This is a genomic window from Ensifer sp. Root31 (assembly GCF_001424825.1).
Lineage (GTDB): Bacteria > Pseudomonadota > Alphaproteobacteria > Rhizobiales > Rhizobiaceae > Ensifer > Ensifer canadensis.
On the sequence record NZ_LMCO01000066.1, the window covers coordinates 422,494 to 446,583 of the forward strand.

The window sequence follows — 24,090 nt, forward strand, 5'->3', positions numbered from 1 at the left end:
CGGCCAACTGGCCCACCTATACCCTCGCCTCTTTCCCGCCCGGCCGATGGCCGGGCGTTCTGCAAAAACAAGGAGTTCCCACATGCATTCGGTCAATTCCAACGGCGCCAACATCCCGGCGCTCGGCTTCGGCACCTTTCGCATGCCCGGTGCCGACGTGCTGCGCGTGCTGCCGGAAGCGCTGAAGCTCGGCTTCCACCACGTCGATACCGCCCAGATCTACGGCAACGAGGCTGAAGTCGGCGAAGCCATCCACAAATCGGGTATCGCCCGCGCCGATATCTTCCTCACCACCAAGGTCTGGGTCGACAAATATGCCCATCGCGATTTTCTCGCCTCTGTCGACGAGAGCCTGATGAAGCTCAAGACGGATCACGTCGACCTGCTTCTCCTGCATTGGCCGGGTGGTAGCGACGTGCCGATGGCCGAGCGCATCGGCGCACTGAATGAAGTGCACAAGGCCGGCAAGGTCCGCCACATCGGCGTCAGCAACTTCAACACCGCCCAGATGGAAGAGGCGGTGAAACTCAGCGACGCGCCTGTTGCCACCAACCAGGTGGAATACCATCCCTATCTCGACCAGACGAAGGTGCTCGCCACGGCCCGCAAGCACGGCATGTCGATCACAGCCTACTACGCCATGGCCAACGGCAAGATCCCGAACGATCCGCTGCTGAAGGACATCGGTGCGCGCCACGGCAAGACCGCGGCGCAGGTGACGCTGCGCTGGCTGGTGCAGCAGAAGGATGTCATCACCCTGTCGAAGACAGCAACGATCGAGCGCCTGAAGGAAAACTTCGACATCTTCGACTTCGCGCTTGGTGACGGCGAGATGGCGGCGATCCATGGCCTCGCCCGTCCGGACGGCCGCATCGTCAGCCCCGAGGGTCTGTCGCCGGTGTGGGACAAGGCCGCCTGACAATAGTTGCCGATCCGCCGCCGGTCGAGTTCCAAACCGGCGGCGGATGATCTATGCAGATCCCCTGGGGAGATCGATGCCGATCTCCCCAGGGGACGCACTGTCGATGGGAGGGGCCGATGACGTCGAAAACCGTTGAGGTGGGCGACATCGCTCCGGATTGGCCGGCCATCATCGCCGTCGTGCTTGGCGTTACCGCCTTTTCCGTCGCGCAAGGGCTCACCTATCCCTTGATTTCGCTGTCGCTGGAAGGCCGCGGCGTCTCGGCCGCCACGATCGGTCTCAATGCCATGGGCTTTGCCGCCGGCCTTGCCGCGGCGACCCTGCTGCTCGGGCATCTGACGCGACTTGCCTCCGCAGACAAGCTGATCATCGCCAGCCTCTGCGGCTGTTCCCTCTGCCTCGCAACACTTGCGTCCACCTCCTCGCTTCCGGTCTGGTTCATCGCCCGCTTCGCGCTCGGCTTCTTCGTCAGTATGGTCTTCATGCTGGGCGAAGCCTGGCTCAACACCGCCTGCCCGGACCGGCTGCGCGGCCGGGTATCCGGCCTCTACGGCGCCGGCATGTGCGGCGGCTTTGCCGCCGGGCCGCTGGCGATCCCGCTTCTCGGCACCAGCGGCGGGCTCGGCTTTGCGTTGCTGGCGATCTATATCGCGCTCGTCGCCTTCCTCACCGGCCTTCTGACGATGGGCGCGCGGACGCGGCCGGAGCCATCTTCGACGCGCGATCTGTTCGCGTTCTTCCGGCACGCGCCGACCCTGATCCTGATGGTGCTGATGTTCGGCTTTGCCGATATTGCGGCGATCTCGGCGATGCCGGTCTATTTCGTCAAGTCCGGCCACAGTCAGGCCTTCGCGGCGTTGAGCGTGACGGTGCTTGCGGTGCCGACGGCACTGGCGCAGCCCTTCATTGGTGTCTTGCTCGACAAGTTGCCGCGTCGGCGGGTGGCGATTACTGCAGCCGCGGTGGCGGCAACCGGCTATCTCGCCATTCCGTTGGTGACGTCGGCACCGCTCTTGCTGGCGCTGTTCGCGCTGATCGGCGCTGCCAGCTTCGCCCTCTACACGGCAGCGCTGACCATGCTCGGCGAGCAATATCGCGGCAGCATGCTGGTGGCTGGCAGTGCCGCCTTTTCGCTGGCCTATGCTGCCGGCAGCGCGGCCGGATCGGGCGCCACCGGCTTTCTCATGGCGCTGATCAATCCCACTGCCGGTCCGCTCGGGGTCGGCATGGTACTGGTCATGTTCACGCTGATATTCGCCGTCGCCGGCAGGAGATAGGCGCGGCCGTCAGCGCCGACAAAGTCGGGTAAGCGCGTCGCCAAAAACACGCGCCGCCGGCCCGAGCGGCTCGTCGATCCGGTGCACGAGATAGGCCTCGGCGGCGACCTGGCTGTTGCGGCCGAGCGAGGCCGTAGGCAAGCGAACGAGCCGGCCCTCGGCGAGATCGCGCTCCACCTGCCACAGCGGCAACCGCCCCCAGCCGAGCCCCGCCAGGATCATCGCATGTTTGGTATCCTGGTTGCTGACTCGGCAGGTCTGCGGCGAAAGCACGCCGAAGTCGCGCCCCTCCGATCGCTGCGAGGGATCCGACTGGACGATCTGCAGATGGTCGGCGAGCTCCGGGCTGCCGAGCACGCCGTTGACGGCGTTCAGACCCAGCGGATGCTGCGCGGCCACCACCGCGATCAGCTGGACGTCCGTCAGCGCCTGCCGGCCGATCGCCGGATCGCGAAAATCTTCACCCACCATGATCCCGAGCGTGAAGCGTCGCTCGATCAGGCCATCGAGCGGGCCGCCGAGCGGCGAAACCGAAAGCCTGATGGCAACCGAGGGAAAGGCCACCCGCATTTCCTTCAGTGCAGCGCCGACGGTCACAATCGGAAACAGCGTATCGACGATCAGCGACAGTTCCAGCTCGATGCCCTCGCCGAGGCCGCGGGCGCGGGCACGCATGGCATCGACGCGCAACAGGATATCGCGCGCATTGGCAAGCAGAGCCTGGCCTTCGGGTGTCAGCACCGGCCGGTGGCCGGAGCGATCGAACAAGGAAACCCCGAGCCCGGCCTCGAGATTGGCGATGGCGTGGCTGACGGCAGACTGGACGCGGGACAGCCGGGCAGCGCCGGAGCGAAAACTGCCGCTTTCGGCAACCACCACGAAAGTCCGCATCTGGTCCAGGGTCAAGGCGTCAATCATGATCGATTCCATAGATCAGTTTGATGCATTTTATATCACTTTTTCAGATCGATGAAAGCACCCATCCTGCCTGACATCAGCGGCCGCGAACGCTCCGCAGACCGAAGCAAGCGCAACAAGGGAACCGGAAATGACAAAGATCCTCGTGCTTTACTACTCCTCCTACGGTCACATCGAGACCATGGCCGCAGCCGTTGCGGAAGGCGCACGGGCCGCAGGCGCCAGCGTTGCGGTGAAACGGGTGCCGGAGATCGTACCGGAAGCCGTCGCCATCAATGCCGGCTACAAGCGCGACCAGGACGCACCCGCCGCAAGCGTTGCCGAACTGCCCGATTATGACGCGATCATCATCGGCACGCCGACGCGGTTCGGTAACATGGCCGCGCAGATGAAGAACTTCCTCGATCAGGCGGGCGGCATCTGGGCCAGGGATGCGCTGGTGGGAAAAATCGGCAGCGTCTTCACCTCGACCGGCAGCCAGCACGGCGGCCAGGAGTCGACGATCCTGGCAACACACACGGTGCTGCTGCATCTCGGCATGGTGATCGCCGGTCTGCCCTACAGCTTCAAGGGCCAGATGCGCATGGATGAGATCAGCGGCGGCTCGCCCTATGGCGCCTCGACGCTCGCCGACGACGGCAATGGCGGCGACCGGCAGCCAAGCACCAACGATCTGGAGGGTGCACGCTTCCAGGGCCGCCACGTCGCCGAACTGGCGCGGGCGCTGGTCGCCGGCCGGGCGCGTGTGGCGGAGGTGGCCTGATGTCGACGGTCGTCGCTTTCGTCCCGGAAAGGACCAGCTGGACCGCAGTAACGGCGGTCGTTGCCGCCGGCATGGTCGCCGCAATGCAGGTGGGCAAGGGGCTGATCGCCGGCCCCCTGCTGCAGGCCGATCTCGGGCTCGACCTGACCGCACTCGGCTGGCTTACCTCCGTCTTTGCGATCGTCGGCGTTGTCGGCGGCATGCCGGCCGGAGCCATGGTCGCGGCCATCGGCGACCGGCGCATGCTCGGCGTCGGCATGGGCATCCTCCTGCTCGGCATCATCACCGGTGCCGCGAGCCAGAACTTCACGCTGCTCATCCTGTCCCGCATCTTCGAGGGGTTCGGTTTCCTGCTCGTCGTCGTTGCCGGTCCGGCGATCCTCATGCGCATTGTCGGCTCCGGGCGGCGTGATCTGGTCTTTGCGGTCTGGAGCTGCTTCATGCCGGCGGGCATGGCAATCGCGATGCTCACGGGTCCTCTGTTTGCCTCCTGGCAGGCAATCTGGTGGATCAACGGCCTCGTCGCGCTCCTCAGCCTGTTGACGATCATTGCAGCGATATCGCCCTCGCAGAGCAGGCCCCGCCCATCCGCTGGCGGCTTCCACGCGGACGTGATCGCAACGGTGAAAAGCCGAGGGCCGGTGCTGCTCTTCGCCCTTTTCGCCCTCTACAGCCTTATGACGTTCACCCTGTCCAGCTTCCTGCCGATCCTGCTCGTCGCGCTTGGAACGGCTGGGGTGCTCAGTGCCCTCATCACGCTTTCCAACGTCATCGGCAATCTTGCCGCCGGCCACATGCTGTCCCGCGGCGTCGGCCGCGGTCGTCTGGTTATCACTGCAGCCACGCTGATGGGCGCTGCCGGCCTCTGGATCTTCCTTTCGCAGTCGGGTGACTTGCTGACGTTTACATCATGCGTGCTATTTTCGGCGATTGGCGGACTGATCCCTGCGACCTTGATATCGACCGTACCGATGCTGTCGCCAAGCCCGGCGCCCGCACCGATGGCGATGGGCCTCTTGATGCAAGGCAGCAATCTCGGGCAGCTCGTCGGACCTGTTGCTGTCGGAACCGCGATCGAAGTTTACGGCTGGACTTCCGGTGCGGCCTTCATCGGCATCGGCGCACTCGCCTGCATCCTGCTGGCGACAACTCTTGATCGCGCCCTTCCTGTTAAGGAACAGAAGAAAGCGTGATGGAGCATCTGTTCGACACCCTCTACGGCGCCGGGGCGGAACGGCTCAGCTTCGCCCCCAATTTCACCGGTCGCGCCTTCGTACTTCGTCGCGATGCTGGCACCCTGCTCGTCTGCGCCTCGCGGCAATTGGCCGAAGAGGCCGAAGGCCTCGTTTCGGTGGGCGCGATCGCACGGTAGCACATCAACCACCATCACCAGGCGATGCCCTCCTGCGATTGGGCCTCAGACCACCTCGGCGCACCGCTGTTTGGACCCTGGAACGCCGGCAGATCCGGGCACATTGCCGAATGGCCGGTGGTTTTGCTGATCGCGAACTGCCTTCCGCGGATTTTGAAGTGATCCCCACACCTGGGCATACGGCGGGCTCGGCCTGCTTTCTCTGGGACGATGGCCAGCGTCGTGCCGAGCCTGGCAAAGGGACTGCCGCTTCATCAGACCGAGGTACGGGAAACGGAACGCCAGATCGATGCGATGACGCGGCGGCTGAAGCACGGTGCCGATGGTTAGAGCATTTCCAGGAAAAGTGCGAAGCGATTTTCCGTCAGGAAATCCGTAAAAAACAAAGAGATAGAGCGTTTCTGCGACTTCGTCCAAACCCGAAACGCTCTATCGTCGATCGAGGGTACGACACCAAGACAACAAAAAACCCACCGGCGCTGGCGCCGGTGGGTTTTCTTCAAGCAGAGCCGAAAGAGATCAGACGAACTGGCTGAGGCCCGGGACCGAGGCGACAACTTCGTCGACGACATCGGCGCCAGCCTTTTCCTTGGCGAAAGCAATGGTTTCCTTGGCGAGCGAGGTGATCTCGCCCATGCCGAGGCCCTGGCTCATCAGCTGCTGGCCGAGCGCCATGACACCGCCGCCGCCGATCGCCGACATCAGGCCGCCGAGCAGACCGCCGCCGCCCGTGCCTTCGCCGTTGTACTGTGCGATCAGGTCGGTTGCGCCCGGGATCGATTCGATCATCTGGGCGACCGGACCGTCAGCCGCTTCGCGCTGCAGGAAGCCGAGGATCATGCCGACAGCCTTTTCAGCCGTCGCAGGCTCTAGGCCGACATTCTCCGCTACGCGCGTGACCAGTTCATTCATGGATAACTCCTCGTTGAATTTTGACGTTGACGTCAAGGTAAATGATCGCTTCCGAAATAACAAGCGACGATGGATGGAATGCCGGGCAATCCACCAGCTTTCAAGCAGCTCTCCGCGCATCGCGTAGCGGCGCAATTCCGCGGCTCGGGGCAATCGTTTCACGGTCGTGACCGCTTGGCAATGCGACCGATCGGCCGCCACCAGCTCCGCTGGTTTCGGGTTGCGCGCCGCAATCACCTTGTTGCCGGGTGGAGCAGCACCGCCTATAACAGGAACGAGCCACATTTCGATGACGGGCCCGGCAGACATGCCGCGAACCGCCCGCTTTCATTGATGAAACGGAGATGAAGCCCACATGGTGGAAGAAGGCAAGCTCTTTATCGGCGCCAGCCGCAAGCCGGATGATACGATCAACAAAGGCGAATATCTCGAGCTGAAATTCGGCAACCGCCACGGGCTCATCACCGGCGCCACCGGCACCGGCAAGACCATTACCCTGCAGATCCTCGCCGAAGGATTTTCCAACGCCGGCGTTCCGGTGTTCTGCGCCGACGTCAAGGGCGACCTCTCGGGCATCGGTGCGATCGGCGAGGCCAAAGACTTCATCCTCAAGCGCGCCGAACAGATCGGCCTGCCGACCAACCCCTACGAGTTCCAGGAATTCCCGGTCATTTTCTGGGATCTCTACGGGGAAAAGGGCCACCGCGTCCGCACCACCATGTCGGAAATGGGTCCACTCCTCCTGTCGAGGCTGATGAATGCGACGGACGCTCAGGAAGGCGTGCTCAACATCGCCTTCAAGATCGCCGACCAGGGCGGCCTGCCGCTGCTCGATCTGAAGGATCTGCAGGCGCTGCTCAACTACATGGGCGAGAACGCCACCCAGCTTTCCAACCAGTTCGGCTTCATCTCCAAGGCCTCCGTCGGCTCGATCCAGCGCGAACTGCTAATCCTGGAACAGCAGGGCGCCGAACATTTCTTCGGCGAGCCGGCACTGAAGATCACCGACATCATGCGCACGACCAATGACGGGCGCGGCGCGATCTCGGTGCTTGCCGCCGACAAGCTGATGATGAACCCGCGCCTCTACGCGACCTTCCTGCTGTGGCTTTTGTCCGAGCTGTTCGAGGAGCTGCCTGAGGTCGGCGATCCCGAGAAGCCGAAGCTGGTGTTCTTCTTCGACGAGGCGCATCTGCTGTTCAACGATGCGCCGAAGGTGCTGACCGAGCGGGTCGAACAGGTCGTCCGCCTCATCCGCTCCAAGGGCGTCGGCGTCTATTTCGTGACGCAGAACCCGCTCGACGTGCCGGAAACGATCCTCGGCCAGCTTGGCAACCGCGTCCAGCATGCGCTGCGCGCCTATACGCCGCGCGACCAGAAGGCGGTGAAGACCGCCGCCGACACCTTCCGCCCGAACCCGGAGTTCGACTGCGCCACCGTCATCACCAATCTCGGCACCGGCGAGGCGCTGGTCTCGACGCTCGAAGGCAGGGGCGCGCCGTCGATGGTGGAGCGCACGCTGGTGCGCCCGCCGCAATCGCGTGTCGGCCCGCTGACGGCGGAAGAGCGGCAGAAGGTCATGGATGTCAGCCCCGTCCGTGGCCAGTACGACGAAGATTTCGACCGAGATTCGGCCTATGAAATGCTGACGGCGCGCGCCAAGAAGGTGGCGGAAGCGCAGCAGCAAGCCGAGCAGGCGCCGGTGGAAGCCGATACCGGCGGTGGCCGCTGGACGCTTCCGGGCTTCGGCGACGACGAGTCTGCGGCCCCGGCCGGAAAGCAGGCCCGTCCGCGCTCCTCCGGATATCAACGCGAAACCGTGGTGGAAGCGGCGATGAAATCGGTTGCCCGCACCGTTGCAACCCAGGTTGGCCGCGCATTGGTTCGCGGCATCCTTGGCAGCCTGAGCAGGCGCTAGAGTATTTCCAGGAAAGTGCGAAGCGGTTTTCCGTCAGGAGATACGGAAAGGCAGGAGCGAGGGCGTTTCCCCGGCTCCTCTAAAGCGGAAGCGCCGCAGCGCAACGGCGCGGACGCTGTCCGCCGCGGCGATAGAATAGACCATCTCTGCACGCCCTGATCCGCCGGATCAGGGCGTGCCTGCATCTTGAAAGGACATCCCATGGACGTGAAAGACTCGAACGGCGCCATCCTCAACGACGGCGACAACGTCACCCTGATCAAGGACCTGAAGGTCAAGGGCACCTCGACGACGCTGAAGCGCGGCACGGTGGTCAAGGGCATTCGCCTCACCGACAATCCTGACGAAGTCGAGTGCCGGGTCGAGAAGATCAAGGGCCTCGTGCTGCGCACCGAATTCCTGAAGAAGGCCTGATGCTGCTGCGCGCGGCAGGAAACGGGTAGCGCGCCCTCGCCGTCAATGACGCGCGAAGCTGAGCAGACAAACAATAAAGCCCGGCGGGAGCCGGGCTTTATTGTTTATTAGCGAAACGAGAGGCTTAGAGCGTTTCCGGTTTAAACGAAGCCGCAAACGCTCGGCCTCTTTGTTTCCAAGCATTTCCTGACGGAAAACCGCTTCGCACTTTCCTGCAAAGGCTCTAGGCGACCGTCAGCGTGACGTCGATATTGCCCTTGGTCGCATGGCTGTAGGGGCAAACGATATGCGCCTTCTGGACGAGATCTTCGAGAACCGCCTTGTCGACGCCCGGCGAAGTGATTTCGAGTGCAGCGTCGATGCCGAAGCCGGTGCCGTCTTCGCGCGGGCCGATGCCAACCGTGCCCGTCACGGTGGTGTCTTCCGGAAGCTTTACCTTCTCCTTGCCGGCGACGAATTTGAGCGCGCCGAGGAAGCAGGCGGAATAGCCGGCAGCGAAGAGCTGTTCGGGATTGGTGCCGCGGGCGCCGTCGCCGCCAAGTTCCTTCGGCACGGTCAACGTAACGTCGAGAACGCCATCGGCGCTCTTGGCCTGGCCGGCGCGGCCACCGGTTGCGGATGCAGTGGTACGATAGAGAATGGGCATTGGCGGGGTCTCCTTTGCGTTTCGTTGTCGAATGAGAATTACATACTGCAAAATTAAATTGTGCGCAAATTAATTTTGCAAATTGCATTTTCGGCCCAAATTTGCGACAATGCTGAGATGACGATCAAAGCGGCACAATTCGACACGCTCCCGGACGAAGCGCTGACGCTCGGTAAACAGCTCTGTTTCGCCGTCTATTCCGCTGCGCATGCCTTCAACCGCGCGTACAAGCCGCTCCTCGATCGTTTTGGCCTCACCTATCCGCAATATCTCGTGCTGCTGGCGCTCTGGCAACAGGACGGAATGACGGTCAAGCGTATCGGCGAAGAGATCGGGCTCGATTCGGGAACGTTGTCCCCGCTGCTGAAACGGCTAGAGGCGGCAGGTTATGTCGGTCGGCAACGCGATCCCGGCGACGAACGGCAGGTGATCGTCAGCCTGACGGAGAAGGGTCATGACCTCAAGACGGAGGCTTTCGGCATTCTCGCTGATATCGGCAAGGCGTCGGGCTGCAGCCTGGAGGAAGCCCGTGAAATCAGGGAAACCCTACATCAGCTGACGCGACGGCTCTCCTCCGGCGAGAGCGAAGTCTGATCGCGGGCGGCAACGTCGAAATTTCAAAACTTGAGAAACGTGCCGGGATCGTGGCTGTCGCGCCGATCTTGCGCAGCACAGAAACCGGGCGCGCAGGTCGAACGCCCGGACTGATCCAACCTGCGGCGCTGTAAGCGCAGCTCAGACGACGAGGATCGGCGCCTTGCCTCGCACGCGGTCATAGAGATCTATGACATCCTGATTGAGCATGCGCACGCAACCCGACGAAACGGCCTTGCCGATCGACTGCCATTCGGGCGAGCCATGCACGCGGTAGAGCGTGTCCTGCCCGTTCTGGAAGATGTAGAGCGCGCGGGCGCCCAGCGGGTTGTCGATACCAGGTGCCATGCCGCCATTGCTGGCGGAATACTTTGCCAGCTTCGGCTGGCGCGCGATCATCGAATCGGGCGGCGTCCAGCGTGGCCACTTCTTCTTCCACTGGATGACGCCGCGGCCCGACCAGGCAAAGCCCTCGCGACCGAGACCAACTCCGTAGCGCAATGCGCTGCCACCCGGCTGGATCAGATAGAGGAACCTGTCACCGGTATCGACGACGATCGTGCCCGGACGCTCGCCGAAGGGATCGCTGACCTCCTGGCGATAGAAGCGTGCATCGATCTGGCGATAAGGCACGGCCGGGATCTGATTGCCGCCATCGTCGACAGCGGCATAGATATCGCCGAAATAGGCGCTCTGCGGCGGCAGGCCCGTCGGCAACGGACCTCCATAGGCAGGGCCTTCCAGAATGACCTCGGCACGCGGATCGACCCAACGCCCTTCAAGAGCAGGATTGCGAAAGATCGGCGCAGTTTCCTGGCGGAAGCGATCGGTGTTCATCGAAGACGTGCAGCTCGCAAGGCCCGCGGAGGCGAGCGCAATACCGGACGTGCGGAGAAACTGGCGACGGGAGAAAATAACTGAAGAGGACATCGAACTCTGAAAGGCTTGAGTGCGCGACGAACTGGAGTGCTGCACGAAATTGATTAATGAAACGATTCGCGCAGACCCGCCCAATTTAAGAATGCTGGCATCTACGGCTGGAACGAGGCTTGTGTCGGTAAACGTCGGATCACGTTTCCGACAGCTTTTTCGGCGTTACGCCGGCGTGGCTCAAATGCCGTCGGCGTTCAAGCCGGGCTGGCGCAACAGCGCCTCAAAATCCGCTGATGCAAGCGGGCGGCTGAAAAAATAGCCCTGGATCTCGTCGCAACCGCTATGGCGCAGGAACTCCACCTGCGCCTGGGTTTCGACCCCTTCGGCGATCACCCGCAGCCCGAGATTTTGTGCGAGCGATATGATCGCCGCGGTGATGGCCCTGTCGTCGACATCACCAGGGATATCCTCGACGAAGGATCGGTCGATCTTCAGGCGACGGACGGGAAACCGCTTCAATGCGCTAAGGCTCGAATATCCCGTGCCGAAATCGTCGATCGCCAGATGCACGCCGATCGCCTTCAGTTCGTGCATGGCCGCCAATGCGCCCGGCACGTCCTGCATGATCAGGCTCTCGGTCAATTCCAGCTCGAGAAACCGCGGCTCCAGCCCGGTCTCGGCGAGAACGGCGGCGACATGCGCCGCCCAGTTTCGCTCGCGGAACTGGCGTGCGGAAACGTTGACGCTGACGATCAGCAACGGCAGCCCGGCCTCGTGCCACGCCTTGCACTGACGGCAGGCGGCGCGCAGCACCCAATCGCCGATCGGCACGATCAGTCCGGTCTCTTCGGCCAGCGGAATGAAATCGCCCGGCGAAATCATGCCACGCTCGGGATGCCGCCAGCGAAGCAGCGCTTCGGCGGCAAAGACCCGGCCGCTCTCGATATTCACTTGCGGCTGGAAATGCAGCAGGAATTCTTGCCCCGCGATCGCCTGGCGCAACTCCGCCTGCTTCAACAGCTTTTCGTGGGCCTTGTCGGCCATCTCCTCGGTGAAAACCTGCAGATTGTTGCGGCCGAGCTCCTTGGCGCGGTACATCGCCATGTCGGCATTGGCGAGCAGCTCGCCGACCGTCTTGCCCTGGTTGGGGAAACAGGCAACGCCCATGCTGCAGGATATCTGCAGGCTGCGGCCGTTGATCTGCATGGGCGCAGCAATAGCCGCCCGAATATCCTCAAGGCGTGCGAGCACGACATCGCGCTCGCAGGGCAGGCCGTTCAGAAGAAGGATGAATTCATCGCCACCGACGCGCACGACCATATCGGATTTGCGCACCGATGCGCGCATGCGCGTGGCGGTCACCTTGAGCAACTCGTCACCCGCCGCATGACCCAGCGTGTCGTTGACGAGCTTGAAGTTGTCGAGATCGAGGAAGGCGAGGACCGCCCATTGCCTCGTTCCGCGCAACGCTTCCAGGGCTTCGGCGACCTGCTCTTCGAACAGCGCCCGGTTCGGCAAACCGGTCAACGCATCGTGGTGAGCCATGAAGCTGATGCGGTCTTCGGCCTGCTTGCGCTCGATCGCGATGCCCGCCAGATGGGCTGCCATGGCGATCAGCTCCTTCTGGGGTTCGTCGGGAACGCACACGGTTTCCGAATAGAGGGCAAAGGTGCCGAGCACCTTCCGATCGCGAGAATGGATCGGTGTCGACCAGCAGGCATGGAAGCCGTAGGGCGTGACGACCTCCTTGCAATCCTCCCAGAGCGGGTCGCTATGAATATCCGCAACGATCACCTGCTCGCCGCGCCAGGCGGCCGTGCCGCAGGAGCCCGCTTTCGGGCCGATCTCGAGACCATGGATCAGGCCACAATAGGTTTCGTCCAGGCTCGGCGCGGCACCATGCAGCAGGTGACGGCCATCGGCCGATAGCAGCAGGATCGAGCCGCGGATCCGCGGCACCAGCGCCTCGATCAGCAGGATCAGTTCGCGGAAAAATTCTTCGAGCGGCCGGCCGTTGGCGATCATCTCCAGAAGATGCGCCTGGCCCTCCAGCAAACGTTCTGCCGCCTTACGGTCGGAGATATCGCGTGACACGCCGACGATGCCGACGATCTTGCCGCGCTTGTTGCGCAACGGCACCTTGGACGTCATCAGCCAGCGATCGCGACCCTTGGTCACCATCGCACGCTCTTCGATGCCGAAGATCGGCTCTCCCGTCTCGATCACCCGGCGCTCGACAGTGGCGATGATCTCGGCCAGATGTGGCGGATGCAGGTCGAAATCGGTCTTGCCGATGATGTCGCGAAGCGATTCCAGTCCGTTGTCTTCGATAGTGACCTGGTTGGCGATGAGGAACCGGCCCTCGGTATCCTTGGCATAGATATAGTCGGGCACGTGGTTGATGATCGTTTCCAACCAGTAATGCCGGTCGGCAATGTCAGGGTCGGAAGGAAATATCCGGCTCATCTCATCGGCCAGACGATTGCTCGCATCGATCAGGCAGCGCGTATCCTCGTTGCCGCCCACATTGAGGGCCGCATAACGCGGATTGCGGGACGTGTTCTTCGCCAAGCAAGGCCTCCGGAAGCACAATGTCGAGATCGGTCTGACTTCCCCAACCAACGATAGGCGGCCAAAGGTTAGCCGTCCCTAAATAAGACAAGGAAAATCGTGCAGAGGTTGCATTTCGGTGCTCAATATAGCCGGAAAGATGGGGCGGCGCGAGCCGCCCCATGCCAAATCAGGACAGAACCCTGCGCAATGGCGGAACCAGCATCAGTGCCTGGTCCGCAACGATCATTACGATGATCGCAATGCCGGTCAGCGGAAAGGCCAGCCCGAACAGTAGCGCCAGCAACCACAATCCGGCATAGATACTACGCCGCGGCGGCATCGGCGGCACGCCGATGCGCCCGGCCGGGCGCCGTTTCCACCACATCACAACCGCCGAAACCGACACGAATATGATCGCCAGGCAGGTCGCAAGCATCAGCAGCTGGTTGAACAGCCCCCATTCCTGGCCCTTGTGAACGTTGATGCTCCATTCGATCGCCTTGCCGAGTGGCGGGTACTGGCCAAAGGCGATGTCGACCAGCGGCTCGCCGGAATATTGATCGATGTGCATCGTGCGTTCGCGGGCGAGATCGGCGGGAAAAATCGCCGCGGTGTAGACACCGGTCTCGTCGGCGGGAATGGCCAGTTCATAGCCAGGCAGCATGCCGGCCTTGTCGGCAATCGCGACGGCCCTGTCGAGCCCGATGGACGGGACTGAGCCGCCGCCGGCCGCCGACATCGGGACCGGCGCGTTCTCCACCAGCCAGCCGGCCTTGGAGAGCACGTCGGTCGACACCTTCGTCGAGGTCGGGACATCGTCCCAGAGCTCGGCCGGGTAGCCCAGACCAGCCGCCGTCAGCTTGCCGTTGACGGTCGAGCCCCAGTAACCGGACCAGAGCAGACCGGAAAAGGCGAGAAAGACGATGAGCAGCGCCGAGGCGATGCCCGTGACCGCATGCATGTCGCGCCAGAACACCCGTCGCCCCGGTGTGCCGCGGACGGTGATCACACCGCCGGTCTGCTGCCGTGGCCACCAGAGATAAATGCCGGTGACGACGAGCAGCAGCGCAAAACCCGCGACAATCTCGATGATCGTTTCGACACGTTTGCCGAAAAAGTCGAGGCTGTGCAGGTCTTCGACCACCTGGTTGAACTCGTCGCTCGGGGCGACCATGTCGAGTATGCCGGCAGTATAGGGATCGACATAGACCATCAGGCGCCCTGCGCCTACGCCCACCGTCACGCGTGCCGACCGATCGGCACCGGCCGGCGTGCGATAGGCAACTGCCGTGCTGCCCGGCACCGCCTCGACGGCGTTGGCGACGATCGCCGAGGGCGGCAGCGGCGTCTCCCCCACCGCAACGATATTGCGATAGGCAAAGAACGTGTCGTCGATCTCGTCGTTGAAGAGATAGAGCCCGCCGGTCACGGCAAGGCTGATCATGAATGGAATGACCAGAAGGCCGGCGAAGAAGTGCCAGCGCCAGATCGCGCGGTAGAGCGAAATGCCGCGCTCGGCGACATCGGGCAGTCGCGCGGCGCCGGAAAGAGATGCAGTCGTCATGGGTGTCCCCCCGGGAAAAGCCCAGCGATGACCAGCTGGCGGCTTACCCTTGCTTGAAGTCTGGATGTGGTGGTTGCGCCAGCCGCTGGAGCGAACGCGTCGACCGAGAACCCCTCGTCGACAGTGCGCGTGCTGGCACTCAACCCTTCAGAGGCAGATCAGGCGGAAAACGGTGGGGGCGCGCGAGGCCCGGAGCCAGCCAGCAGCACCGGACGAGCGAGCAAAAGCTTGGCTGCTGGCGAAGAGAGCGCCAGGAACGTAGGCGCGGTCTTGGCGTGAAACGCCTGAGGCGTGGGCAGAAGCACCGGCGCGGCGAGACAGCAGGACTGGCATGCATGCGCTTTCGTGCCGCCCTTGCCATCCGGATCGTCATGGCCGGCCAGGCAGAGGTCGGGAAGCGAGCCGTCGGGCAGAACATAGGCTGCCATATCCGGTGCAGCCCGCATGGCGGCGCCCGCTGGCAGTTGCACCAGGGCGGAAACGATGAACACCAGCGCGCAGAAAATGCGCACTGCCGCGTCCATCCTCATCCACTCTCGCCGCGGTCGCGCCAATCAAGCCCCCATATCGATGCTGGGATTGCTAGTGTGCGAAGGTCTGAAAGACAAGCGGCCTTACCGCCGCACCGACGTTCAGCAAAAGATTTCATGCGAGATATCAACGCCCGCCGCTTCTTGCGCGGTCCGCGATTGCCTATGACAAGGGTATGCAAATGACAGGAGGAGACCGGACATGCTGACGATCTATGGCGTCTATCGCTCGCGCGCATCGCGCAATTACTGGATGGCGGGAGAACTCGGCATTCCCTTCAAATCCGTACCTGTTAAGCAGGCCTATAGGCTGGCCGATCCGCTGGCGGACGATGCGCCTGTTAACACCAAGTCGGCGGAGTTTCTCGCCGTCAATCCGATGGGCTTGATCCCGGCGATCGACGACGATGGCCTTGTGCTGACGGAATCGCTTGCCAACAATCTCTACCTCGCCCGCAAATATGGCGGGCCGCTTGCGCCCATCGACGTCCGGGAAGAAGGACTGATCGGCAATTGGACGATGTGGGCGGCCACCGAAGTCGAGCCGCACGCCGTTCGCATCATTCTCACCTACGATGCCGGCACCGAGAACACCGATGAGGGCAAAGCCAAGGTCAGCGCGGCTGTCACCGCATTGGGCAAGGCCTTTGCCTATCTCGAAAGCCATCTCGATGGCCGGGACCATATCGTCGGCGACCGCTTCACCGTCGCCGACCTCAACCTCGCGGAAGTGTTCCGCTACGCCATGAGCCAGACGGAACTGTTCGACGGGCATCCCAAGGTCAAGGCGTGGCTGGCGCGCTGCCAGTCTCGTCCGGCTTTCAAGGCGATGATGGAGGTTCGGTCAAAGGAAGCCGAATAGGCTTCTGCCATCGAACGCCACGCCGGCGAAGCGACATTAGTCACTCGCAGACGGTGGCTTGAAACGGGTGCGTGGCGCCTTGAGGTCGAGCAGTCGCATGCCCTCTTCGACCTCGTCGCGCACCCAACGTTTGAACGCCGTGGTGGCCTTGCTCTCCCGCCTTGAGGGCGAGCTGACGAAGTAGTGGCCGTAGCCGGTACGCGCGCGGATACCGTAGGGAACGACGAGACTGCCCTCGGTCACGGCGAAACCGGCAAGCGTCTGCCAGGCGAGCATCGCGCCTTGGCCGGCAATCGCGGCATCGAGCACGAGCGATGCCTCGTTGAAGGTATGGCGCACGCCCAATTCGGCACCGGAAAGCCCGACCTCGCGCAGCCAGACCTCCCAGGTAAACATCGAATGGCCGTCGATAACCGCCGGCATCTTTAGAATATCTGCAGGCTCGCGCAGGTTTTCAGCCATCGCCGGCGAGCAGACCGGGAAAACCTCCTGCTCCAGCAACAGCTCCGATTTGACCCCCGGCCAGCGACCCTCACCAACACGAATTCCGACATCGACATCCGATGTATCGAGATTAACGAGCCTGGTCGTCGCGTCGATGCGCAGCCTGATATCAGGATGGCGCTCGGCGAAACGATTGAGCCGGTAGACCAGCCAGCGCGCGGCAAAGACCGGCGCGACCGAGATTGTCAGCACCGATTCGTCCCGCCGCCGCGCCGAGGCAACCGCCTCAGCCAACTCGCCGAAAGCATTGCTCAGCCGCGCCAGGAACAGCCGGCCGAAATCCGTGGCCACCAGCCCACGCGATGTGCGCTCGAACAGGATGCGGCCGAGCTGCGCCTCGGATTTGGCGATCTGCTGGCTGACCGCGCCGGGGGTCACCCCCAATTCCTCGGCTGCTGCTGCCAGCGAGCCAAGGCGACCGGCCGCCTCGACCGCACGCAAGCCGTTCAGGTGAATAGCATTCAATTCTTTCATATAGTTTTTCTAAACCTACCCTTTGGCAATCTCAATTGAAATCGTGGTCAAACAGGCAGATGCTCTGAAGCATCGAAAGGATGGCCCGCCATGCTGAAGATTTTCTCCCTGTTGAAACCGACCCGATCTCTTACCGACACCCGACAGGACGCCTCGCTCTCCTGGGCACGCGACCCATTGCAACATCCCGATCTCGAACGAATGGACGGGCGCGAACTCGGCGACCTGCCCTTCCCGGGCTGGCCCTGGCCGCGGACCGGCAATTGCGATTGCGCCTCGGCGGCCAGGCGATGAGCCACCCTCCGGCCGCGCATAATGGCCGCCCGAGCGAAGACCTCGACGGTCCTTTTGCCCGCGTCGTGACGCTGGCCGAAGCCTCTGGCCTGCCGGAGGTGTCGCTCGGCACCTCCTATGGCACGCCCGCTCTCTTGGTAAAAGGCAAGAGCTTTGCGCGCATGAAGGACGCCGACACCCTGGTGGTCATGTGCGCGCTCGAAGAAAAAGAAATGCTGCTGGAACTCGATCCGTCACTCTTCTTCGAAACCGATCACTACAAGGGATGGCCGGCGATGCTGGTGCGTCTTGGAGCGATCGACGACGCGAGCCTGACACAGAGGCTGATCGCCGCCTGGCGCGAGAAGGCGCCGCGGAAACTGTCAGCCGACTTTCCGGCCTAACTCGACATTCCTCGTCGCGTGGGCCTGGCGGATCACCGGGCCGTTACCCGACAAATACCTGCTATGCCACGCCGTTAGCTCCCTGCCTTTGAACCCAAGCCAGCCGGATCGCTCAATCGCCGACGGCATAAACGAGGCTGACAGTGCCGTCCGGGCGCGACTTCGCCTCGTTGAGCTGCAGGCGATGCCGTTGCGCGATCGTTGCAAACAGCGCCTTGCCCTCCCCCACCACCAGCGGATGGATCGTCAGGCGCAACTCATCGATCACGCCCCTGTCGAGCAGGCCGGAAACCGTCTGCGCGCCACCGACCACATAGATGGTCTTGCCCGACCGTTGCCGCAAAGCGTCAACATCCGCTGCGTCGCGCAGCACCGTCGTGTTCGCCCAGCGCACGCCGTCGAGCGTGTTGGACAGCACATAATGCGGCGTGTTCAGGGCGAAGTCGGCGTATTCGATTTCCTCTGGTGTCGGCAGGTTTCCGCTCAATTCGAGCGGGCTGTGCGGGTCGGCCTTGATCGCGCTCCAATATTGTTCGTAGCCCGAATACATGCCGCTTCCGAGCACGCAGGCATCGATTTCGGGCAAGAGATCAAAGGTATCCGACCAGGACTCGACCCAATCGGCATAGCCATCGGGACCATCGATCTTGCCATCGATGGACATTTGCATGCCGGCAACAACCTTGCGCATTTTCGTCTCCTCTTCGATGCTCTCATCAAGGACGAGCGGGACGCCCGCGTGCCGACAAGGTGCCTGAAATATCGTTGGAGACTGGTGCCGCGGTGCAGGCGGCGAAAAGGACGGCAGCGGGAAGATCGCCAATTTACATTGCTGGTCATGGCAAGGCACGGATGCGGGCGCTGACAACATCGCGCGCTCTTCCAATTTTCGTGTCCCGCCTGTACCGATGCTAAATCCTTGCCGCACAGGTACCCGTCGATGATCGTTCGCGACCGCCCCAGCCTCCCCAAGCTCTTCTTCATTCTGCGCGGCTCGGTCATCCAGCGGATCTTCCCGCAGGTGCTGTTCGTCTTTGCCCTGTCAGCCGGCGTCGTCTGGTCGCACCAGGCCTTCCCGACGATGGTGCCGAGCGTCAACAGCGGACCGTTCGCGCTTTTGGGCATCGCCCTTTCGGTGTTTCTCGGCTTTCGCAACAATGCCTGCTACGACCGCTGGTGGGAGGCCCGCAAGGATTGGGGGCAGCTGATTTTCGTCTCGCGTGACTTTGCCCGCCAGACACTGATCCTCGAAGCAGGTGACGCGGACGGCGCGCGGGCACGTTTGCTCAATCTGGTGATCATCTTTGCGCAGACGCTGGTCTGCCACCTGCGGCCGGGCAGCAAGCCCGACAAGGCGTTGCGGAGGCTGCCAGCGGATCTCCTGCCTACCTACAAGGCAAGCCGCAATGCCCCGGACCTGCTGCTGCGCGAGATCGGCGGCCTGCTTGCCAGCCTGCGTGCCACTGAGAGGATCAGCGACATTCAGTACATGATGCTGGACGGCACGGTCGGACGCATGTCGGCCGTGCTTGCCGCCTGCGAGCGCATCCGCAACACGCCGGTTCCCTTCGGCTACACGTTGCTTCTGCACCGCACCGCCTATCTCTTCTGCTTCCTCCTGCCCTTCGGATTTGCCGATGCGCTCGGGTGGGCGACGCCGTTCGTAACGGCACTCGTCGCCTACACCTTCTTCGGTCTCGACGCGCTTGGCGATGAACTGGAGGAGCCGTTCGGCACGCTGCCGAACGACCTGCCGATCGTGGCGCTTGCCGATACGATCGAGATCAATCTGCGCGAGGCGCTTGGAGAAACCGACCTGCCCGAATTGCCGCAACCGAAGGATTACATGTTGATGTAGCCGACAGATTTCCAAGGACCGCAGGCTTGTGGCAACACACGCCAGGATAGCCATGATAACTCATTGCAGCTTCCAGCTTTGTTTTCTATTTGCTATGCAGGGTGTCCTGAAAGCGAAGGTTTCGAATGCGGCTCAGCAAGGCATTGAACGGACTCATCGTAAGCCTCGGCCTTGTCGTTGTTCTCATGCTTGTGATGAACTTCAGGGTGGCCGAATTCGGCCGTGCCTCCAGCGCTGACAACCTTACGGTCGAGGAATGGCAGCAGAGGAAACGTGCTCTTCGCGAAGAACGCCACGCCTTTTCCCGTGCAGTGACCGGGTGCAGGCTTGGGATGGAAAAGCGAATTGCCGAAGGCCGGATCGCCAATGTCGACCTGGCGAAGCTGGGGTCCCATTTTGACGTGCGGCTGGCAGAGATTCCGGCAGCCTATTGCCGCCTGTTCGTCCGCGCCATTATCGACGATCAGATCAGCTACGGGGAATTCGTCGCCTGGGCAGACGAACCCCCGCTCGACCTGCCCGAGAGACTCGCTGGCCGTTAGCCCCGATCCTTAACCCTTCAGAACCGCGAGAACCCGGGCGACTGCCGGCCGCTGCGTCATGCGGTTGCGGTGGTCCAAAATCTTCGGGAAGCGTGTCGGGTCGACGCCATCCGGCTCGAGCCAGCCAGCGATCGTGAACAGGTAGGGGTCGGCGATCGAGTAGGTGTCGCCGGTGACGAAGGGACCGGCGAGCATCCTGGTTTCGATCAGCTCGAAACAATCCGTCATATTCGAAGCAACCTTGGCCCTCATCGCCTCATGCGCCGCCGGGTCGTCGGCCCAGCGCGAGCCACGCCGGCCGTGGGCATGGGCGACATGCACGGTCGAGCAGAGATAGCTCAGGAAGGATTGGATCCGTGCAAACTCGAAGGCATCGTCGAGCGGTGCCAGCTTCGCTTGCGGAGCGCTTTGGGCAATGTAGGTGAGGATCGCCGGGGTCTCGGTAATTGTGCCGCGATCGGTGACGAGCGCGGGGACACGCCCCTTCGGGTTGATCGCGAGATAGTCGGGCTTGGTCTGTTCCGCCTTGGAAAAATCGACCGGCGCGGCCGTGTAATCGATGCCAGTCTCTTCCAGCGCGATGTGCGAGGCCAGCGAGCAGGTTCCCGGGGTGTAGAACAATTTCAGCACGTTACTCTCCTTGCTAATCAAGGCGACCCTGGCGCCGCCTTCGGGCCGCAGAAGAAATGAAGTCTCCTCGGTTGACAAGCCGAACATGACTTCAATACAACGTGAACGTAACGTTATAACATATTTTCGGAGTCACTCATGAAGACCTTGATTTCCTCCCTGCTTGCCGCCGGTCTGCTGGCCACCGCAGCCACGCCGGCATTTGCGCATGGCGCCTGGATCGGCGAGCGCTGGGGCGACCTTGCGGTGATCTACGGCCACGGCCCCGCCGACGAAGCCTATGATCCGGCCAAGGTGAAATCCGTTTCTGCCCTCGGCGAGGATGGCACGGCATTGCCGGTCACCATCGAGCCGGCCGGCACCCATGCCCTGCTGAAGCTCGACGGCGAACCGGCCCTGCTCGCGCTCGAATTCGACAACGGCTACTGGAGCCAGGGTGCTGACGGCAAATGGGTGAACAAGCCGAAGAGCGAGGTACCAGGCGCCAAACAGGCGAGCCACTCGGTGAAATACAGTATCGCGCTTGTGCATGTGCATGGCGACATGCCGGCCTTCCCGGCCCAGCCACTGCAGATCGTGCCGCTCGACAATCCGATCGGGCTGAAGCCCGGCGAAAAATTTCGCGTCCGCCTGCTGCTTGATGGAAAGCCGCTCGAAGGCAAGGAAATCACCGTCGACTACGCCGGACTTCCGGAGCTCGTCTCCGAAAAAACGGACGCGAAGGGCGAAACCGAAGTGACGTTGCGCAATGCCGGCGTCAACATTCTCGCCGTCAGCCACGCAATTCCGCTCGAAGCGGATACCGCCGCCGACAAGAAGGGGCTGACGGCAACGCTGACCTTCGTCGCCGAGCCGCACGTGCACGAATAAGTCCACGCCTTTCCGGGTAGCCGGCGCAAGTGCGACAAGGCACGCGTCGCGGCATGCCCGGCACCAATCCGCAGCCCCGGCGAGCTATACCCGCCGGGGCTGCTGTCGCTCAGGCGACCTGCGCTTCGCTGCAGCCGGGCACATCTTCGAGGTTGTAATAGACCGGAATGCCGCGCTCCCGGGCAATGCGGACATCATTGTCCGCCCCCTTGCTGTCGCCCGGCAGACGCAGCACGGCATCGCAAAGCGCCAGCAGGCGCCCGGCGACGGGATGAAAGATCTCCTCGTAGAGGTCGTCACCGATGCTGGCGCCGCCGGCGGCATGCCAGACCGGCAGCGCCACCCACTCCCCGATAACAGGCACATGGCCCGCCCTGAAGAGGGCATAGGACGGTTCCTCCAGACGCTTCAAATTTTCCGCCATCTTGGCCGGATCGTCGCCCGTACCCGAGCGATAGGGACCCGCAATCAAGATCAACATGATTTTTTCCTTACTTTGCACGATACACCCAGATAACTCTGGAATATTCATGATATTTCGTGTAATATCGTGAAGAGTCAAGGAGCGAAATGATGCTGACCACACAGAGACGAGCGTTGATCTCGGCGCGGCTAAGCCGCGATGGCGAGATCGTCGCCAAGCGCCTGGCGGATGAATTGCAACTTTCCGAAGATACGATCCGCCGTGACCTCCGGGAAATGGCGGCCGAAGGGCTGCTGAAGCGGGTGCATGGCGGTGCGCTGCCGCTGACACCTGCCCTACCGGACTTTGCCACACGCCAGGAAATTGCTGGCAACGTCAAACGCCGGCTCGGACGCAAGGCAGCCGGGCTCGTCGCACCGAGGCAAACGATCTTTCTCGATGGCGGCACAAGCAACGCCGAAATCGCCAGAGCGCTTCCGCGCGAGATGCGGCTGACGATCATCACGCACAGCCCGACCATTGCGGCGGAGCTGGAGAGACATGAGGCGGATGTGATCCTTATCGGCGGCAGGCTTTACAAGCACTCCATGGTGGCAACGGGTGCGGCCGCCCTGGCGGCCATTACCGCTATCCGTGTCGACATCTTTTTCCTGGGCGTCACCGCGATCCATCCGGTTCATGGGTTTTCGACCGGCGATTACGAGGAGGCCGCCGTCAAGCGCGCCATTCTTGGCCAAGCCGCCGACACCTTCGTCATCGCGACAGCCGAAAAGTTCGATGCCGCTTCGCCGCACCACGTCGCCAACGCCGAAGACATTGCCGGCCTGATCGTGCCGGAAGATATGAACGATGATGCTCTCGGCCCCTATCGCGACAAGGGCATGGCGCTTCTGTCGGCGTGAGACGCGGAGTACTGGTCGCTACGGGGCGTGTGCAACAACGCGCGGCCGGGATTCCTGCGCGCGCGTCATTCCGATCGACATCAGGCGGCGAAGGCGTCCGTCACCCTGACGTCACCGACCGGGATGCCGTTCCAGTTCTTCATGGTGTGGTTGGCCTGCGCCATCAGTGCCGCGTGCACGTCAGGCTCGCCCCGAAAGAAGCGAGCAAGCGTAGCGGTGACCATCGCCTCGGCAGCACGGGTGGCACCATCCCCGCATTTGACGGCGATGGCGATGCCCTTTTCCGGGATCGCCGCGCAGAACACACCTTCGGCGCCGGTTTTCGCGAAGATCCGGCCCGGTGCCGTTTCCATCAGCCGCGTGCAGCCGCGCTTCGTGCCGGCGACGTAGAAAGGCTCGGCCATGCAGGCTTCGATCAGCCGCTTCGATGCGCGCGCGCGTTCGGGCGCGAGACCGACGCCAGTCGCCATTTTGGCAAAACCGTGCGCCAGCCCCTTCAGCGGCACCGCATAGGTCGGGATCGAGCAGCCGTCAACGCCGCAATTGTCGCGGCCGAGGATCGCGCCGGTGAGGTTTTCCATGGCGCCACGGATTTCCTGCTGCAGCGGGTGATCATAGCCGACATAGCCCTTCACTTCAGTGCCTGAATGGCAGCAGGCGCAGATGAAGCCGGAATGCTTGCCGGAGCAATTGTTGTGAAGCGCGCTCGGCGCCTCCATCGAGCGCGCCTGGCCGATCAGCGTCTTCTGGTCAGACGACCAGTGGGCGCCGCATTCGAGCGCCGACACGTCGCGGCCGGCAGCAGCCAGCATCTTCGTGGCAAGCGCGACATGCTCCGGCTCGCCCGAATGCGAGGAGCAGGCGAGCGCCAGTTCCTTGTTGCCGAAGCCGTAAGCGTCAGCAGCGCCGCTTTCCATCAACGGCAGCGCCTGCATTGCCTTGCAGGCCGATCGCGGGAACACGCCGCTCTCGGTATCGCCCAGCGAAAAGACCGTACGGCCTTCGCTATCGACAGCGATGACCAGGCCGCGGTGACGGCTTTCGACCAGATTGCCGCGCGTGACTTCGACGAGAACGGGATTCGACATGTC

The 24,090-nt window shown here is 62.7% G+C and carries 28 protein-coding genes; 16 read left to right on the plus strand and 12 right to left on the minus strand.

What is annotated here, in order from left to right; all coding sequences use genetic code 11:
* Positions 1 to 82: 82 nt before the first annotated feature.
* Positions 83 to 919 carry an aldo/keto reductase gene (locus tag ASD00_RS36310; RefSeq protein ID WP_025426265.1) on the plus strand — a complete coding sequence of 279 codons (837 nt, stop codon included), beginning with the start codon at positions 83 to 85 and terminating at the stop codon, positions 917 to 919.
* Positions 920 to 1,038: 119 nt separating this feature from the next.
* Positions 1,039 to 2,199, plus strand: coding sequence for an MFS transporter (locus tag ASD00_RS36315; protein WP_025426264.1), 1,161 nt, complete (start codon positions 1,039 to 1,041; stop codon positions 2,197 to 2,199).
* 9 nt (positions 2,200 to 2,208) lie between these two features.
* On the opposite strand, the gene ASD00_RS36320 is transcribed toward ASD00_RS36315, so the two are convergent.
* Positions 2,209 to 3,117, minus strand: a complete 909-nt coding sequence (locus ASD00_RS36320; protein WP_057211532.1) for a LysR family transcriptional regulator — start codon at positions 3,115 to 3,117, stop codon at positions 2,209 to 2,211.
* 130 nt (positions 3,118 to 3,247) lie between these two features.
* On the opposite strand from ASD00_RS36320, the gene wrbA reads away from it, so the two are divergent.
* From wrbA to ASD00_RS40650, 4 genes are all read left to right on the plus strand, one after another.
* Entirely contained in the window at positions 3,248 to 3,880 is a 633-nt protein-coding gene (gene wrbA / locus ASD00_RS36325; RefSeq protein WP_025426263.1) for an NAD(P)H:quinone oxidoreductase, read from the plus strand.
* Positions 3,880 to 5,073 (plus strand): MFS transporter, encoded by a 1,194-nt coding sequence (locus ASD00_RS36330; RefSeq protein WP_057211490.1) that lies wholly within the window; start codon positions 3,880 to 3,882, stop codon positions 5,071 to 5,073. The genes wrbA and ASD00_RS36330 overlap by 1 nt, the downstream gene beginning before the upstream one ends.
* Positions 5,073 to 5,252 (plus strand): hypothetical protein, encoded by a 180-nt coding sequence (locus ASD00_RS36335; protein ID WP_025426261.1) that lies wholly within the window; start codon positions 5,073 to 5,075, stop codon positions 5,250 to 5,252. The genes ASD00_RS36330 and ASD00_RS36335 overlap by 1 nt, the downstream gene beginning before the upstream one ends.
* A gap of 110 nt (positions 5,253 to 5,362) precedes the next feature.
* On the plus strand, positions 5,363 to 5,788 hold the full coding sequence (locus tag ASD00_RS40650) for an MBL fold metallo-hydrolase (protein WP_128090419.1): 426 nt from the start codon (positions 5,363 to 5,365) through the stop codon (positions 5,786 to 5,788).
* On the opposite strand, the gene ASD00_RS36340 is transcribed toward ASD00_RS40650, so the two are convergent.
* Positions 5,772 to 6,164 carry a DUF2780 domain-containing protein gene (locus ASD00_RS36340; RefSeq protein WP_053250731.1) on the minus strand — a complete coding sequence of 131 codons (393 nt, stop codon included), beginning with the start codon at positions 6,162 to 6,164 and terminating at the stop codon, positions 5,772 to 5,774. The genes ASD00_RS40650 and ASD00_RS36340 overlap by 17 nt on opposite strands.
* Positions 6,165 to 6,519: 355 nt before the next feature.
* On the opposite strand from ASD00_RS36340, the gene ASD00_RS36345 reads away from it, so the two are divergent.
* Both ASD00_RS36345 and ASD00_RS36350 read left to right on the plus strand, forming a co-directional pair.
* Positions 6,520 to 8,082 (plus strand): helicase HerA-like C-terminal domain-containing protein, encoded by a 1,563-nt coding sequence (locus ASD00_RS36345; protein ID WP_025426259.1) that lies wholly within the window; start codon positions 6,520 to 6,522, stop codon positions 8,080 to 8,082.
* 201 nt (positions 8,083 to 8,283) lie between these two features.
* Positions 8,284 to 8,496 carry an alkylphosphonate utilization protein gene (locus ASD00_RS36350; RefSeq protein ID WP_025426258.1) on the plus strand — a complete coding sequence of 71 codons (213 nt, stop codon included), beginning with the start codon at positions 8,284 to 8,286 and terminating at the stop codon, positions 8,494 to 8,496.
* A 223-nt stretch (positions 8,497 to 8,719) separates the two neighbouring features.
* On the opposite strand, the gene ASD00_RS36355 is transcribed toward ASD00_RS36350, so the two are convergent.
* On the minus strand, positions 8,720 to 9,142 hold the full coding sequence (locus ASD00_RS36355; protein WP_025426257.1) for an organic hydroperoxide resistance protein: 423 nt from the start codon (positions 9,140 to 9,142) through the stop codon (positions 8,720 to 8,722).
* 117 nt (positions 9,143 to 9,259) lie between these two features.
* Between ASD00_RS36355 and ASD00_RS36360 the strand changes: the two genes are divergently transcribed.
* Positions 9,260 to 9,736, plus strand: a complete 477-nt coding sequence (locus tag ASD00_RS36360) for a MarR family winged helix-turn-helix transcriptional regulator (protein WP_025426256.1) — start codon at positions 9,260 to 9,262, stop codon at positions 9,734 to 9,736.
* Between the two features lie 141 nt (positions 9,737 to 9,877).
* Here ASD00_RS36360 and ASD00_RS36365 read toward each other — a convergent pair whose 3' ends face one another.
* The 4 genes from ASD00_RS36365 to ASD00_RS36380 form a co-directional block, all read right to left on the minus strand.
* Entirely contained in the window at positions 9,878 to 10,666 is a 789-nt protein-coding gene (locus ASD00_RS36365; RefSeq protein WP_025426255.1) for a L,D-transpeptidase family protein, read from the minus strand.
* Between the two features lie 180 nt (positions 10,667 to 10,846).
* The gene (locus ASD00_RS36370) at positions 10,847 to 13,180 is read right to left on the minus strand and encodes an EAL domain-containing protein (RefSeq protein WP_057211492.1); all 2,334 of its coding nucleotides are present in this window, start codon (positions 13,178 to 13,180) and stop codon (positions 10,847 to 10,849) included.
* A gap of 169 nt (positions 13,181 to 13,349) precedes the next feature.
* Positions 13,350 to 14,726 (minus strand): PepSY domain-containing protein, encoded by a 1,377-nt coding sequence (locus ASD00_RS36375; protein ID WP_025426253.1) that lies wholly within the window; start codon positions 14,724 to 14,726, stop codon positions 13,350 to 13,352.
* 158 nt (positions 14,727 to 14,884) lie between these two features.
* Positions 14,885 to 15,238 (minus strand): hypothetical protein, encoded by a 354-nt coding sequence (locus ASD00_RS36380; protein WP_128090418.1) that lies wholly within the window; start codon positions 15,236 to 15,238, stop codon positions 14,885 to 14,887.
* A 220-nt stretch (positions 15,239 to 15,458) separates the two neighbouring features.
* On the opposite strand from ASD00_RS36380, the gene ASD00_RS36385 reads away from it, so the two are divergent.
* Positions 15,459 to 16,118: a glutathione S-transferase family protein gene (locus ASD00_RS36385; protein WP_025426251.1), complete on the plus strand. Its 660-nt coding sequence runs from the start codon at positions 15,459 to 15,461 to the stop codon at positions 16,116 to 16,118.
* A 36-nt stretch (positions 16,119 to 16,154) separates the two neighbouring features.
* On the opposite strand, the gene ASD00_RS36390 is transcribed toward ASD00_RS36385, so the two are convergent.
* The gene (locus tag ASD00_RS36390; RefSeq protein WP_057211494.1) at positions 16,155 to 17,096 is read right to left on the minus strand and encodes a LysR substrate-binding domain-containing protein; all 942 of its coding nucleotides are present in this window, start codon (positions 17,094 to 17,096) and stop codon (positions 16,155 to 16,157) included.
* Positions 17,097 to 17,186: 90 nt separating this feature from the next.
* On the opposite strand from ASD00_RS36390, the gene ASD00_RS39610 reads away from it, so the two are divergent.
* A complete protein-coding gene (locus tag ASD00_RS39610) occupies positions 17,187 to 17,390 on the plus strand; it encodes a hypothetical protein (protein ID WP_057212448.1) in 204 nt (67 codons plus the stop codon).
* Positions 17,387 to 17,773, plus strand: coding sequence for an MmcQ/YjbR family DNA-binding protein (locus ASD00_RS36395; protein WP_051509197.1), 387 nt, complete (start codon positions 17,387 to 17,389; stop codon positions 17,771 to 17,773). Before ASD00_RS39610 ends, ASD00_RS36395 begins: the two co-directional genes overlap by 4 nt.
* Before the next feature lie 112 nt (positions 17,774 to 17,885).
* On the opposite strand, the gene ASD00_RS36400 is transcribed toward ASD00_RS36395, so the two are convergent.
* Complete coding sequence (locus ASD00_RS36400) at positions 17,886 to 18,464, minus strand: dihydrofolate reductase family protein (protein WP_025426248.1); 579 nt, start codon at positions 18,462 to 18,464, stop codon at positions 17,886 to 17,888.
* A gap of 249 nt (positions 18,465 to 18,713) precedes the next feature.
* Here ASD00_RS36400 and ASD00_RS36405 point away from each other — a divergent pair, with 249 nt between their 5' ends.
* Both ASD00_RS36405 and ASD00_RS36410 read left to right on the plus strand, forming a co-directional pair.
* Entirely contained in the window at positions 18,714 to 19,631 is a 918-nt protein-coding gene (locus ASD00_RS36405; protein ID WP_025426247.1) for a bestrophin family protein, read from the plus strand.
* A 125-nt stretch (positions 19,632 to 19,756) separates the two neighbouring features.
* Complete coding sequence (locus ASD00_RS36410; RefSeq protein ID WP_057211496.1) at positions 19,757 to 20,173, plus strand: hypothetical protein; 417 nt, start codon at positions 19,757 to 19,759, stop codon at positions 20,171 to 20,173.
* 9 nt (positions 20,174 to 20,182) lie between these two features.
* Here the strand turns inward: ASD00_RS36410 and ASD00_RS36415 are convergent, their stop codons facing one another.
* A complete protein-coding gene (locus ASD00_RS36415) occupies positions 20,183 to 20,803 on the minus strand; it encodes a glutathione S-transferase family protein (RefSeq protein WP_025426245.1) in 621 nt (206 codons plus the stop codon).
* 138 nt (positions 20,804 to 20,941) lie between these two features.
* On the opposite strand from ASD00_RS36415, the gene ASD00_RS36420 reads away from it, so the two are divergent.
* The gene (locus ASD00_RS36420; RefSeq protein ID WP_025426244.1) at positions 20,942 to 21,673 is read left to right on the plus strand and encodes a DUF4198 domain-containing protein; all 732 of its coding nucleotides are present in this window, start codon (positions 20,942 to 20,944) and stop codon (positions 21,671 to 21,673) included.
* A gap of 109 nt (positions 21,674 to 21,782) precedes the next feature.
* On the opposite strand, the gene ASD00_RS36425 is transcribed toward ASD00_RS36420, so the two are convergent.
* The gene (locus ASD00_RS36425; protein ID WP_025426243.1) at positions 21,783 to 22,154 is read right to left on the minus strand and encodes a hypothetical protein; all 372 of its coding nucleotides are present in this window, start codon (positions 22,152 to 22,154) and stop codon (positions 21,783 to 21,785) included.
* Positions 22,155 to 22,246: 92 nt separating this feature from the next.
* Here ASD00_RS36425 and ASD00_RS36430 point away from each other — a divergent pair, with 92 nt between their 5' ends.
* Complete coding sequence (locus ASD00_RS36430) at positions 22,247 to 22,999, plus strand: DeoR/GlpR family DNA-binding transcription regulator (protein ID WP_025426242.1); 753 nt, start codon at positions 22,247 to 22,249, stop codon at positions 22,997 to 22,999.
* Between the two features lie 80 nt (positions 23,000 to 23,079).
* Here ASD00_RS36430 and ASD00_RS36435 read toward each other — a convergent pair whose 3' ends face one another.
* The gene (locus ASD00_RS36435; protein WP_025426241.1) at positions 23,080 to 24,087 is read right to left on the minus strand and encodes an asparaginase; all 1,008 of its coding nucleotides are present in this window, start codon (positions 24,085 to 24,087) and stop codon (positions 23,080 to 23,082) included.
* Between the last annotated feature and the right edge of the window lie 3 nt (positions 24,088 to 24,090).

Coding starts and splice junctions, on each gene's coding strand:
- ASD00_RS36425 (WP_025426243.1), bottom strand. CDS start 22,154: ATGTTGATCTTGATTGCGGGTCCCTATCGCTCGGGTACGGGCGACGAT.
- ASD00_RS36360 (WP_025426256.1), top strand. CDS start 9,260: ATGACGATCAAAGCGGCACAATTCGACACGCTCCCGGACGAAGCGCTG.
- ASD00_RS36430 (WP_025426242.1), top strand. CDS start 22,247: ATGCTGACCACACAGAGACGAGCGTTGATCTCGGCGCGGCTAAGCCGC.
- ASD00_RS40650 (WP_128090419.1), top strand. CDS start 5,363: ATGGCCGGTGGTTTTGCTGATCGCGAACTGCCTTCCGCGGATTTTGAA.
- ASD00_RS36350 (WP_025426258.1), top strand. CDS start 8,284: ATGGACGTGAAAGACTCGAACGGCGCCATCCTCAACGACGGCGACAAC.
- ASD00_RS36405 (WP_025426247.1), top strand. CDS start 18,714: ATGATCGTTCGCGACCGCCCCAGCCTCCCCAAGCTCTTCTTCATTCTG.
- ASD00_RS36330 (WP_057211490.1), top strand. CDS start 3,880: ATGTCGACGGTCGTCGCTTTCGTCCCGGAAAGGACCAGCTGGACCGCA.
- ASD00_RS36390 (WP_057211494.1), bottom strand. CDS start 17,096: ATGAAAGAATTGAATGCTATTCACCTGAACGGCTTGCGTGCGGTCGAG.
- ASD00_RS36335 (WP_025426261.1), top strand. CDS start 5,073: ATGGAGCATCTGTTCGACACCCTCTACGGCGCCGGGGCGGAACGGCTC.
- ASD00_RS36435 (WP_025426241.1), bottom strand. CDS start 24,087: ATGTCGAATCCCGTTCTCGTCGAAGTCACGCGCGGCAATCTGGTCGAA.
- ASD00_RS36395 (WP_051509197.1), top strand. CDS start 17,387: ATGAGCCACCCTCCGGCCGCGCATAATGGCCGCCCGAGCGAAGACCTC.
- ASD00_RS36365 (WP_025426255.1), bottom strand. CDS start 10,666: ATGTCCTCTTCAGTTATTTTCTCCCGTCGCCAGTTTCTCCGCACGTCC.
- ASD00_RS36345 (WP_025426259.1), top strand. CDS start 6,520: ATGGTGGAAGAAGGCAAGCTCTTTATCGGCGCCAGCCGCAAGCCGGAT.
- ASD00_RS36420 (WP_025426244.1), top strand. CDS start 20,942: ATGAAGACCTTGATTTCCTCCCTGCTTGCCGCCGGTCTGCTGGCCACC.
- ASD00_RS36315 (WP_025426264.1), top strand. CDS start 1,039: ATGACGTCGAAAACCGTTGAGGTGGGCGACATCGCTCCGGATTGGCCG.
- ASD00_RS36340 (WP_053250731.1), bottom strand. CDS start 6,164: ATGAATGAACTGGTCACGCGCGTAGCGGAGAATGTCGGCCTAGAGCCT.
- ASD00_RS36375 (WP_025426253.1), bottom strand. CDS start 14,726: ATGACGACTGCATCTCTTTCCGGCGCCGCGCGACTGCCCGATGTCGCC.
- ASD00_RS36385 (WP_025426251.1), top strand. CDS start 15,459: ATGCTGACGATCTATGGCGTCTATCGCTCGCGCGCATCGCGCAATTAC.
- ASD00_RS36320 (WP_057211532.1), bottom strand. CDS start 3,117: ATGATTGACGCCTTGACCCTGGACCAGATGCGGACTTTCGTGGTGGTT.
- wrbA (WP_025426263.1), top strand. CDS start 3,248: ATGACAAAGATCCTCGTGCTTTACTACTCCTCCTACGGTCACATCGAG.
- ASD00_RS36310 (WP_025426265.1), top strand. CDS start 83: ATGCATTCGGTCAATTCCAACGGCGCCAACATCCCGGCGCTCGGCTTC.
- ASD00_RS36400 (WP_025426248.1), bottom strand. CDS start 18,464: ATGCGCAAGGTTGTTGCCGGCATGCAAATGTCCATCGATGGCAAGATC.
- ASD00_RS39610 (WP_057212448.1), top strand. CDS start 17,187: ATGCTGAAGATTTTCTCCCTGTTGAAACCGACCCGATCTCTTACCGAC.
- ASD00_RS36355 (WP_025426257.1), bottom strand. CDS start 9,142: ATGCCCATTCTCTATCGTACCACTGCATCCGCAACCGGTGGCCGCGCC.
- ASD00_RS36410 (WP_057211496.1), top strand. CDS start 19,757: ATGCGGCTCAGCAAGGCATTGAACGGACTCATCGTAAGCCTCGGCCTT.